The following is an 11,450-nucleotide window of genomic DNA, read 5'->3' on the forward strand; positions in this document are numbered from 1 at the left end:
TAGGAAGCGGAACGGGCCGTCGCCTCTGAGCATCTTCAGGTGCAGCAGATGGTCAGGCCGAGGCGGGCGCGGCGGAGCGGCCTGATCGGCGCAGGCGGCCCGGGCCGGCATGGCCGGTTGCGCCGGGCCCTTCGCCCGATATGGCGACCTCCGGAGGTGACGGAAAGCAACCGCACGACGGGGCGTTGGCCGCTCGGAGGTGGCATTCCTTCCCGGCCTCGCCCCCAGCCGTGCCGGCCCTGCCCTGGTGCGGCGTCACGGTCCGCCCGAAGGGCCATGTGCCCGTGATGGGCCGGCCAGGAGCGGTTTCGGGGTGGCGTTCCACCTGCCGTCCTGCCTGGCGCGGGCACGGCGGACAGGATCCGACACATCGTCAACTCTCCGCTCTGGAATCGGCCTTGGCGTGGTGGCGGTTGACAGTTTGGACTGGCGTAGCCGGCCTACCCCGCCAGCGGCTTGACGCACGGCGGCGGCGGGGGTTCTCATGACTCTCACCCGTTCGGAGTTGTTGAGTTCTGACTGATTTTGAGGCTTCTCTCCGGGCGCCCCACCCATCATCCGGACCGGAAGCCTGGCTGAAGCCGCAAGAGGCACGGGATGCCCAGCGCGAGGTCTTCCTGGAGCCGGGCACGCTCAAAGGAGGCACACCATGTCTTTCACGTCCACCATGCACAGCCGACGTCTGGCCGCTTCGGCCGGCCTGTTTCTGGCTGTCGGTCTGACGGCCTGTTCGACCGGAAAGGCAGCGACCGCCCCGCAAGGAGGTGCTGCCCCGGTGAAAGGGAAGATCTCGATCACCTACCTGCAGAAGCAGGGCGACCAGCAGTACTTCATCGATGAGGCGGCCGGCGCCAAGGCCAGGGCCGCCCAGCTCGGCGTTGACCTGAAGGTGGTCAACCTGGGTAACGACGCCAACCAGACGGTCAGCCAAGTACAGTCGGCGATCGCGCAGAAGAGCAACGGACTGATCATCGTGGTGCCTGACCCGGCGGTGGGACCGCAGGTGGTCCAGACGGCCAAGGACGCCAATGTCCCGCTGCTCACCTCCGACGACCAGATCTGCGCCACCGGTCCGGCTCCGGCGTCCTGTGCCGCATCGGACCTGATCCCGCGGATCGGGTTCAGCGGCGCCCAGATGGGCGGTGAGGTCGGCAAGCGCGCCGCCGAGCAGTTCAAGAAGGCCGGCTGGACGGCGGCCGACACAAGAATCATCTCGGCCTGGAAACAGGACGTCACGGTGTGTGGCGACCGGGTCAAGGCGGCGAAGGAAGCGTTCAGCAAGCAGGCGGGCGCCGCCGTCCAGAACATCGACGTGGCGACCGACAACACGCCGACCGGTGCCCAGGACAAGATCGCCGCTACGATCACGGCCCATCCCGAGGTCAAGCACTGGACGCTGTGGGGATGCAACGACGAGAACGTCCAGGGCGGGGTGACGGCGTTGCAGAATGCGGGCTTCACTGCCGGTGACGTGATCGGCGTTGGCCTGGGCGCCTACCTCGCGTGCAAGGACTGGGGCAGTGACAAGGCATCAGGCATGAAGGCCGCGCTGTTCATCAACGGCCGCGATGTCGGCGCCCTGGCTGTGCAGACAATGGTCGACAAGCTCCGGCACGGCAAGGCCTTCCCCGCGGAGGCATTCGCCCCGACCACCATGGTGGACCCCACCAACTGGAAGACCTCCGGCCTCACGTGCCACTGAGCCAGTTGCGGGACGCGGCCGGGGCCACGGCATCTGTGGTCCCGAACCCATGACCAGCTTGAGAAACCGGAGGTGAACCCTGATGAGTGGTGTGGAGAGCGCGACTGCCCCGGAACATGATCCGTCGGCCCCGGGCGGGGCAGGGGTGCGGGGGGTGAGCAAACGCTTCGGTGTCGTCCGGGCGCTGTCCGGGGTCACCCTTGACTTTCCGGCGGGGCAGGTGACGGCCCTGATGGGGGAGAACGGGGCGGGCAAGTCCACCTTGCTGAAGATCCTTACCGGAGACCACCAGCCGTCGGACGGCGAGGTACTCGTGGAAGCCGGACCGGTGGCCCTTCCCTCCCCGGCGCACGCGCGGGCAGTGGGGATCCGGATCATCCCGCAGGAGCCAGAGATCATCCCGCACGTGTCGGTGGCCGAGAACGTCTATGTCGGCGCGCTGCCTCGCCTGACAGGCCGCCGCCTGGACCGGGCCGAACTGCGCCGGCGGATCACCGCCGACCTGGAGCGGCTCGGCTTCGCCCGGGTCTTGGACCCTGATCTGCTGGGCTCGCAACTGACGGCGGCCCAGCGCCAGTTGGTGGAAATCCTGCGGGCGCTGACAAGCCAGGCGAAGGTGATCGCCTTCGACGAGCCGACCTCCTCATTGTCCGACCAGGAGGTGGACGCGCTGTTTGCGTTGATCCGCCGGTTGCGCGACCAGGGCGTCGCCGTCATCTATGTCTCGCACCGGATGAAGGAGATCTTCCAACTGGCCGACCGGATCGCGGTGCTGCGCGACGGTGCCCTGGCGGGGGTGCTGGACGCCCGGACGACCTCGGAGGGCGAACTCGTCCGGCTGATGGTCGGACGTGACCTGTCAGCGATGTTCGTGCGCGATGAGGTCGCCACCGACCAGGTGGTCCTGGAGGTCCGGGATCTCAGCACCGAAGATGTGACGGGAATCAGCCTGCAGATCCGTGCCGGCGAGGTGGTCGGCCTCGCCGGCCTCATCGGGGCCGGCCGCTCCGAGCTGGCGCTCGCCCTGGCCGGTGACCGTCCCATCCGCAGCGGAACGGTGCGGATCAATGGGAAAAAGGTTGCTGCGACAACCCCGGGTGGGATGATCCGTGCCGGTCTGGGCCTGGCACCCGAGGAACGCAAGGCACAGGCACTGTTCTTGCACCGCTCCATCCGGGACAACACCTCGCTGGTGGTGCTGGAGCGACTGCGCCGCTGGCGTTTTGTCAGGCGCGAGGCCGAGAAGGCGGTGGCACGCGAGTACGCGACCCAGTTGCGGGTGCGCAGCCCCTCGATCGAGCAGGAGGTCCGCACGCTCTCCGGCGGCAACCAGCAGAAGGTGGTGCTCGCACGCTGGCTCGCACGCAAGCCCAAGGTGCTGATCCTTGACGAACCCACCCGGGGCATCGACGTCGGCGCCAAGGCGGAGATCTATCAGATCATCGCCGACCTTGCCGGACAGGGTGTCGCGATCTTGGTCATCTCCTCCGAGCTGCCGGAGGTCCTCGGTCTCGCGGACCGGGTGGTGGTGATGCAGAACGGCCGGATCACCGGCGAGCTCTCCCGGACCGCAGCGACTGAAGAAGCGATCCTCTCCCTGGCCATGGCCGACGACCTCGCCGACAGCGGCGTGGGTCCCCGTCACCTGTCTGCTTCTGGAGGCGCAGCATGAGTACGACCACTCTCCCCGAAGGCACGGAGAGCACCCCCGCCACGACATCCGCCCGGCCCTCCTCACTACTGGCCGCGGTCGGCGGCCAGAACCTGAGTCTGGGTCTGGGACTGGCCGCCGTGCTCACGCTCTTCGGCCTGCTCAACGACAACTACCTGAGCTGGACCAACCTCCAGGTGATCATGGAGGCGGTCACCGTCACCGGTCTCCTGGCGGTCGTGCAGACCGTAGTGATCATCTGTGGTGGGCTGGACATCTCGGTCGGCTCCCAGGCCGGCCTGGCCTCCGTGGTCAGCGCCATGGCCTTCACCGCCAGCGGCTCCGACGCGCTGACGGGCATGGGAGCGGCGGTCGCCCTGGGCGCGGTGGTCGGCACGCTGAACGGCGTCATCGTCGTGTACGGGCGGGTGAACGCCACCATCGCCACCCTGGCCGGCCTGGCCGCATACAAAGGCGTGGCCCAGCTGATCTCCAACGGCGCCGCGCAGGGCTACGTGCTGAACAACAGCGTCTTCCTCTTCCTCTGCCGGGGCAAGATCGCAGGGCTGCCGGTGATGGTGTGGATACTGATCTTGGTGGCTTTCGGAGTGCACGTGCTCCTGAAGTACACCGACATCGGCCGCAACATCTATGCGATCGGTGGTAACGACACCGCCGCTCGCCTCGCGGGCATCAACATCAACAAGTACCTGATCGCGGTGTACGCGCTGATAGGCATGGTCGCCGCGGTGGCCGGCATCCTGCTGACCGCACGGACCGGGTCCGGGCAGCCCACCTCGGGCAGCGAAGGCCTGGAGCTCAAGGCGATCACCGCGGCGGCGCTCGGCGGCTGCGCGCTACGAGGCGGTAGAGGCGGAGTCGGCGGCACCTTGCTGGCGGTCGTGCTGCTCGGGGCGCTGGAGAACGGTCTGACCGTGGAAGGCATCAACTCGTTCTGGCAGAACATCGCCCAAGGCGCCCTGCTGGTCGTGGCAGTAGTGATCCAGCAGCGCCGCAGCGGCGAGCGGGCCGTCGGCCTACCGGCCTGACATCGGTTCGCGAACCATGGTGGAGTCGATCCGGACCAGCCGGCGGGCTCATATCTGTGCGGGTTCTCGTTCCTCGAGGGATGGATCCCTTGAGGGCAGGCTCTGTTCGGCCCAGATCGTCTTGCCGTGGGCCATGTGGCGGGTACCCCATCGCCGGGCGAACTGGGCGACAAGGAAAAGACCTCGGCCGCCCTCGTCTGTTGCGTACGCATAGCGAAGGTAGGGAGCGGTGCTGCTGCCATCGCTGACTTCGCACACCAGGGTGCGCTCTCGGATCACGCGCAGCGTGATCGGGTCGACCCCGTAGCGAATGGCGTTGGTGACCAGCTCGCTGACGAGTAGTTCGGTGCTGAAATCCAGTTCTTCGAGGCTCCAGTTGACCAGTTGCTGACGGATCAGGGTGCGGGCGGTGGCGACGACGGCGGGATCGCTCGGCAGGGTCCAGGTTGCGACCTGGTCATCGCCGAGGCAGTGAGTTCGAGCCAGCAGCAGGAGGGCGCCGTCGTCCCCGGAGGGCCGGTGGTTGCGGCCAACCGCGTCGCAGGTGTCATGCAGCGTTCGGTGGGGGTTGCCGAGGATACGGCGCAGATCGGGAGGCACAGCGTCCGGATGGCCGTCGGCGTCTTGGAGGAGGTTGGGGGTGCACAGGGCGAGCATGCTCTGTACGGGCAGTTCCATCTCGACGGTCTCATACGGTGGGTGGCCTTCTCCGAGAGCCGGGCCGAGCGGGACACTGGGCATCTCGACCAGCCCATCGGGACTGACCAGAACGGGCGGCGAGTGGCCAGCGCGAGCGAAAGTGCAGCGACGGGATACAGGATCGTAGACTGCATACAGACACGTGGCGCCCGCCATGTGCTTCCCGCTGGGGTCACCGCTCGGGTCGCCTTCGGGGTCATCGGGCTGGCCAGTGACCAGGTCGTGGACCCGTGCGAACAGTTCGTCAGGTGCCAGGTCCTGTGCGGACAGCGTGTTGATGGCGGTGCGCAGCCGTCCCATTGCCACGGCCGCGTCGATGCCGTGCCCGGCCATGCACCCCACTGCCAGGGCAACCCGGGCCGAGGACAACGGTATGACGTCGAACCATTCCCCAGAGCCCTCAGCCGACTCGTGCAGCCAGGCCACCTCCACGGCGTGCTGGCCCCGTACACGCTGCGGCAGAAGGCTGCGCTGCAGAACGAGCGCGGTGCTGTGCTCGCGGGTGTACTGGCGGGCGTTGTCGATGCAGACGGCGGCACGGGCACCGAGTTCGGCCGCAAGAGCCAGTTCGTCCTGCTCGAATGGCTCGGTTGTGTGAGAGCGGTAGAAGCTGGCCATTCCGAGCACCACCCCACGGGCGATCAGCGGCACGACGATCAGGGAGTGAACTCCTGTCTTGTGCATCAGCTCGACCCGGCTGGGTTCACCAGCGGCCCATTCCTTGGCGATCTCCGCTTGCGCCACGAGGCGGGGCCGCCGATCTGTCAGGCACGAGGTGAAGGACTGCGGGTACGCCATGACCGTCCCACCCGGTTCATCGGCGGTGGGAGCGTCCAGCCCGCGCGCGGCGTGGAAGGCAGACCGTCGCAGCGGGGCCCAGGCGCTGACGGGGCCTGGTGGTGGGGCCTCACCCCGGAACACCTCGTCCAGCACATCCACCGCAGCCATGTCAGCGAGGGCGGGAACCGAGGCGAGAGCCAGTTCGTCGGCCGTCGTCGTCACGTCCAGCGTGGTGCCGATGCGGGCCCCAGCATCTACCAGAAGCTTCAGGTGCCCTTGTGCCCGGTGCTTCTCGGTGATGTCCGTCGAGTTGATCAGCACTCCGAGGCGGGTACCGTCGACGCCCCTGAGCGGCAGGAGCGAGACCGTGTACACGTGGTCGTGATCGGGGTCCTGCGGAGGGCGGCCGACATGCTCGAAGTCGGTCACGGGTTGTCCACTGTCTATCACCCAGCGGAGTAGCCGTTCCTCGGTCTCGCCGATGAGTCCCGGTACGGCCTCACGGGCCTGGCGCCCAATGGCCTGCTCACCACCCAGAGCGCGTGGCACCGGCCCCGCGAGATTGAGGCGCACAATCCGCAGATCGGGGTCGACGACCTGCACGCCGAGCGTCGACTCGGTCAGCAGCGTCTGCAGCAGCACCGTGTCGAGGTCCTCGTGTTCGGCCGGCCCGGGGGCGGTCAGGTGGACGGACCAGCGCATCGCACCATCCTCGTCCACCACGGGCCACACATGCACACGGACATCGAGGGGGTGACCGTCGCGGTGCCGTGCGGCCACCGGTCCCCCCGTGCCCCGGGATGCCTGCGTCGCGAGGTCCAGCATCGCCGTCACAGGGCGGCCAAGGACCTCCTCCGGCGGATAACCGAGCAGATCCTGGGCCTGCGGGCTCCACTCGACGACACCGCCCCGGTCGTCGAGCATCAGCCTGCCAACGCGCCCTGGTGTCTTCATGCGGCCTGACTTTCTTCGCCGACAGGTGTCGACTCCCTGGGGCATCGCGACCGGCTTCGTCATCGCGCACTCCTCATGCTGCGCGAGATCGACGTTCCGCCAGGGGCTGGAGCCCGAACGCCCGCCGGATCCGCCGCATGCTCGCGGCCGGGATTCCGGCACCTGCCTGACCGATACCCATTTTCAACAGTGGGTGACGCGCTCGGGTACCTCGTCGAGCACGCGTCACTGCTACCACGTCCATCGTGGCACTGGTGGTGGTGCGGGGCATGCCGGGACGACGCGAACGGGAGGGGCCTTGAGTCCACGCAGGCACGTAGCCGGCCCGACGGCCGAAGTGTGCTGTTGGCCGTGGCTGGCTGGTCCTGGCCGACTCCCGGAGGCCCGGCAGTGACGCCGTCCCCGACCATCTCCAAGAGCTTGGTCGACACCGGCTTCAAGAACGCCGCCGTCGAGCACGGCGCCGCCTCGGAATCGATGTCGAAGTCGTCAACAGCAACCCGGACACCCGTGGGTTTCACGTCGTGAAAAGGCGCTGGATGGTCGAGCGGAGTATCGGTTGGATCATGATGCACCGCCGTCTCGCCCGCGGCTACGAGACCCTCACCGCCAGCTCCGATACCATGATCCACATCGCCTCGGTCGACAACCTCGCCAGGCGTATTGCGGACGAGTCCACCCCCGAACGTGTGCCACCGCCGATAGTGGCAGCGACCAGGGAAACCTCCCGATGTGATCACTGAGTATGCTGCCGAACTCCGGGACCTCGAACTGGACGACCTCTTCCTGACCATCGGTCACCGTTTCCACCGCGTTGAGCTCCGCCGCTCCTGAAGGTCTGCAGCACCTGCCGGCCGGCGCAGAGTGGGAGCCCGACCGCATCGCCACCGGCCAGGGCAAGATCGCGGGCCCCGCACAGAAGCGGGTCGGGGGTACGGGCGGCGGACCGGGCGCCGTACTGCACCACATGACGATGCCGTACGACGTCGACGTCGACGTCGACGTCGGCAAGATGCTCGAGGTGCTGCGGACCGGACGGGAGAAACCGTCCGAAGGGCACCAGGAGTTCGAAGAAGCGGGTGGACCCGCTGCGCCGGCAGACCGGGCTCCCCCCGCGAGGCCGTCATGGATCGGTTGATCGAGTCCTTCCGCGCCCGGAACGGGCTCGCCGACGGCAGGGTCACCGGCGAGGAGCCGACCCCCGCGAAGTTCACCTCGCCCGCGTGAACGGCGCGCGTGGCACAGGACATAAGGGGACGGACGACCCGGCAACTGCGCGTGGCTGTCACCACGCAGGCACGGAGCGAGTTCGCCCTTTCGCCCCACAGGGAGTCGTGTGACACTGTGGTCCCGTCCGCAGTGCGGACCGTCTCCGCACCGTCCGTCCCCACACGAGAAGTGCGCCGTGCGTGATCTCCCCCTGTCGCTCGCGCTCACCGCGCGGCTGAGTCCGGTCGTCGTACTCGCCTGCGCGGGCTGGGCGTTGACGTCCGGTCCGTTCGCCGCGTCTCCGGCCGGCGGGCACAACGCCGCCCAACAGCAGTCGCACTCCGCCGACGGCCAGGGTCCCTCCTCGCCCTCCGCACCTTCTTCGACCGCGGTGTCCAGGACGTACGCCGCCGCGCCCGCGCCGTGCACCAGCATCACCACGAAGACGATCACCGCCCTGGTGCCGGGTGCGAAGACGGCGGGCAAGGAGATCCCGTCGACGGACACGAAGGCGCGCCGCACCTGTTCGTGGAACGCGCTCAAGGGCTACGACTACCGCTGGCTCGACGTGTCCTTCGAGATCATGGACTCGGACGGGACGGCGCAGAAGTCGTACCAGGAGCGGACTTCCGAGAAGGGCGGCGGAGGGGCGGTTCCGGGGCTCGGGGACAGCGCCTACTCCGTCGTGAACCTCACCACCGAGGACAAGCAGCAGACCCGCGAGGGTGTGGTGATGGCCCGCGCGGGCAACGCGCTCGTGGTCGTCACGTACAACGGAAGCGACTTCGAGACGAAGAAGGCTCCCGGCACCGACGAGATCAACACGGGCGCCATCAAGGCGGCCAGGGAGGCGGTGGCCGCGCTGGGGAACGGCCCGCAGAGCTGACCGTCCACCGGGGCCTCGCGCCGCGATGCCGTCGCGCGGTGGCGTCAGGCGGTGGCCCGCTCCCGCTCCCCCGCCCGGCCTGGAGGGCTGGTCGAACAGCGGGAGGCTCATCCGCCGGGGCTGCCCGCAGAGGACACCGTACCGTCCCGCAACCACGGGCCACGCGCCGCCGACGCGCGACCCGCCAGTCGTACACGGTCGGCAGGCCACGTGGGAGGATTCACTTCAGACGTGCCGTGCCGCTCGCGAGGGGTGGAAGCGCGGGAACTCCGGTCATCGCGGGTCAGCAGGCACATCTTCTTCCTTCGCCAGGCAGCCGTCACGCGGCGGAACGAGAATCACACATCGACGGTGCCACGTACACAGGTGAGGGAATGGCCACCAACCCACACCTCGGCATCGTGGGCCTCGATGGTCACCACGCCCTGCCGACGGAGACGGCCACCCTGCGCGGCACGGTAACAGCGGGGGGCGGCGCCGGCGCGGATGAGCCACTGGGCGATACCGGCCTGCAGACTGCCGGTCACCGGATCCTCTCGTACGCCCGCAGGCATGGCGAAGGCTCGGACCTCGAATGCGACGGGTGAGCCCTCGGGGTGGGCGCCGACCACGCCGAGCATCAGGTCGCCCATGTGACGGTTGTCCGGATCCAGCGCCAGGACCTCCTCGGCGGTGGCCAGTTGCACGGCAGCCCAGCCCGGCCCGTTGTCCACCCACTGATGGGCGACGATCCGCTCCCGGCCTATGGCGAGCCCCCGGGCAATCCGGTCGAGATGTCCTGAGTCCAGTGGACCGTCGCGCTTGAGGCTCGGCGCGCGGAAACTCAGACCGCTGCCGGACCGCCGTACATCGATCAGCCCGAGCGGACACTCCTGGACGAGCTTCCCCGGCGACGTCGGGACACCACCCGCTTCCAGCCATGCGTGGGCGGAGCCGAGCGTGGGGTGGCCGGCGAACGGAATCTCGCCGCCCGGGGTGAAGATGCGCAGCCCGTAGTCGGCCTCACTGGAGGAGGGCGGTACCACGAACGTCGTCTCGGAGAGATTGGTCCAGTTCGCGAGCCGGGCCATGTCTGTGTCGGTGATCCCGTCGCCGTCGAGGACAACTGCGACGGGATTGCCGAGAAAGGGCTCGCCGGTGAACACGTCGACCTGGGAGAAGGCCCGGGTGCGCCGGCCGACCGCGGCTGAGGTCACCCGCCCTCCACCAGGATCAGGTCCATATGGGTGCCGTCTCGCAGCGGGACGATGTCCCGGTACTCGGGGGAGGTGTACCACTGCCGGGCTTGGTCGGCCGTCGCGAATACCATGATCGACAAATGCGTAGGCTGCCAGTCGCCCTCCAGCACCTCGAACTCACCGCCGCGAACCAGGAATCCGCCGCCGTACAGTTCCAGTGTCTGGAGCACCTTCGCACGGTATTCCGCCATACGTTCCTCGTCGCCGATGACTCCGACGTTGCCGATCAGCAATGCGGTCATACTCTCCAGCTCCGTTGTCTCCAGGGGTTCAGCAAGTGAAGTCGGTCACCGTACCGATGCCGAGGCGCCGGGCAGCCCGTACGACAGCGAAGCCGGACGCGACGTCCTGGGCCGCCATCCCCAGCGACTTGTAGAGAGTGCGCTCGGCCGGGTCTGTACGGCCAGGGTGCTTGCCCAGCAGCACCTCGCCGATCTCGGGCAGCGGCCGGTCGGCCGGTACAAGGCCCGCCTCGACCGGGGCGGCCAGTTCCGAGGACTCGCGCAGAGCACCTTCCCTGCTGTCCACGAACACCGTGCAGGACGCCACCGCCGCCGCGTCGAGTTCGCGCTTGCCAGGCACCGAAGATCCGACCGCGTTGACATGCGTTCCCTCGGCCAGGTGCCCGGCGTTCACGACGGGCTCGGCCGTGTCCACCGTCGTGCACACCAGGTCTGCGCCGTACAACGCCTCGGCAGGCGTGTCCATCAGCCCGACGACGATGCCGGCCTCAGTACACGCCCATGCGACGAACTCCTCGGCGCGCGCCGCACCCCGGTTCCACAGCCGTACCCGGCGCAGCTCCCTGACCTCGGAGAGCGCGAGGAGGTGACTGCGGGCCTGGGTGCCGGCACCGATCAGAGCCAGGTCACCGGCATCGGGCAGGGCCAGCGCGTCGGTGGCGACGGCGGACGCGGCGGCCGTACGCAGCGCGGTCACCGCCGCACCCTCGAGCATGGCCAGCGGCTGACCGGTCTCAGGGTCGAACACCACCACCACACCCACGTGCGTCGGCAGTCCCCGCGCCGCGTTGCCAGGGGCGTGCAGCACGGCCTTCAGCCCGTAGCCGGAATCGGACTCGCCGATGACATGACAGGGCATGGCAGCGAACAGTGACGTGTCACGTCCTGACGACAGGACCGTGCGCACGGGCTGGACGACTTCGCCCCCGCTGTAGCGGCGCATCACATCGGCCACCACCCGGTACGCCTCGGCCACCGGGAACGCCTCTCGTACCTGGTCTCCACTCAGCAGCAACATGGAGTCTCCTCCTGACTCGTCT

At 68.4% G+C, this 11,450-nt stretch carries 8 protein-coding genes and 2 pseudogenes; 6 read left to right on the forward strand and 4 right to left on the reverse strand.

The features are described from left to right. The first annotated feature begins 775 nt into the window (after positions 1-775). The 3 genes from ACH4UM_RS29405 to ACH4UM_RS29415 all read left to right on the forward strand — a co-directional run bounded on the left by ACH4UM_RS29405 (position 776) and on the right by ACH4UM_RS29415 (position 4,402). Positions 776-1,702, forward strand: coding sequence for a substrate-binding domain-containing protein (locus tag ACH4UM_RS29405; RefSeq protein WP_398185650.1), 927 nt, complete (start codon positions 776-778; stop codon positions 1,700-1,702). An 82-nt stretch (positions 1,703-1,784) separates the two neighbouring features. Continuing rightward, on the forward strand, positions 1,785-3,374 hold the full coding sequence (locus ACH4UM_RS29410) for a sugar ABC transporter ATP-binding protein (protein WP_398185652.1): 1,590 nt from the start codon (positions 1,785-1,787) through the stop codon (positions 3,372-3,374). Next, entirely contained in the window at positions 3,371-4,402 is a 1,032-nt protein-coding gene (locus ACH4UM_RS29415) for an ABC transporter permease (protein WP_398185655.1), read from the forward strand. The genes ACH4UM_RS29410 and ACH4UM_RS29415 overlap by 4 nt, the downstream gene beginning before the upstream one ends. A gap of 48 nt (positions 4,403-4,450) precedes the next feature. Here ACH4UM_RS29415 and ACH4UM_RS29420 read toward each other — a convergent pair whose 3' ends face one another. After that, positions 4,451-6,898 carry a SpoIIE family protein phosphatase gene (locus ACH4UM_RS29420; RefSeq protein WP_398185658.1) on the reverse strand — a complete coding sequence of 816 codons (2,448 nt, stop codon included), beginning with the start codon at positions 6,896-6,898 and terminating at the stop codon, positions 4,451-4,453. Positions 6,899-7,237: 339 nt separating this feature from the next. On the opposite strand from ACH4UM_RS29420, the pseudogene ACH4UM_RS29425 reads away from it, so the two are divergent. The 3 genes and pseudogenes from ACH4UM_RS29425 to ACH4UM_RS29435 all read left to right on the forward strand — a co-directional run. Further along, a pseudogene (locus ACH4UM_RS29425) lies at positions 7,238-7,578 on the forward strand (transposase); the annotation flags it as partial. A 137-nt stretch (positions 7,579-7,715) separates the two neighbouring features. Further along, positions 7,716-8,062 (forward strand): annotated as a pseudogene (locus ACH4UM_RS29430) (lipoyl protein ligase domain-containing protein); the annotation flags it as partial. 178 nt (positions 8,063-8,240) lie between these two features. Further along, the gene (locus ACH4UM_RS29435; RefSeq protein WP_398185661.1) at positions 8,241-8,930 is read left to right on the forward strand and encodes a hypothetical protein; all 690 of its coding nucleotides are present in this window, start codon (positions 8,241-8,243) and stop codon (positions 8,928-8,930) included. 338 nt (positions 8,931-9,268) lie between these two features. On the opposite strand, the gene ACH4UM_RS29440 is transcribed toward ACH4UM_RS29435, so the two are convergent. From ACH4UM_RS29440 to ACH4UM_RS29450, 3 genes are read right to left on the reverse strand one after another with little or no spacing between them, the layout of a single operon-like run. After that, a complete protein-coding gene (locus ACH4UM_RS29440; RefSeq protein ID WP_398185663.1) occupies positions 9,269-10,126 on the reverse strand; it encodes a PhzF family phenazine biosynthesis protein in 858 nt (285 codons plus the stop codon). Continuing rightward, positions 10,123-10,410, reverse strand: a complete 288-nt coding sequence (locus tag ACH4UM_RS29445; RefSeq protein WP_398185666.1) for a DUF1330 domain-containing protein — start codon at positions 10,408-10,410, stop codon at positions 10,123-10,125. Before ACH4UM_RS29445 ends, ACH4UM_RS29440 begins: the two co-directional genes overlap by 4 nt. A gap of 28 nt (positions 10,411-10,438) precedes the next feature. Continuing rightward, the gene (locus tag ACH4UM_RS29450) at positions 10,439-11,428 is read right to left on the reverse strand and encodes an ornithine cyclodeaminase family protein (protein WP_398185668.1); all 990 of its coding nucleotides are present in this window, start codon (positions 11,426-11,428) and stop codon (positions 10,439-10,441) included. Positions 11,429-11,450: the final 22 nt, after the last annotated feature.

It is taken from the genome of Streptomyces sp. NPDC020801 (genome assembly GCF_044334385.1).
GTDB lineage: Bacteria > Actinomycetota > Actinomycetes > Streptomycetales > Streptomycetaceae > Streptomyces.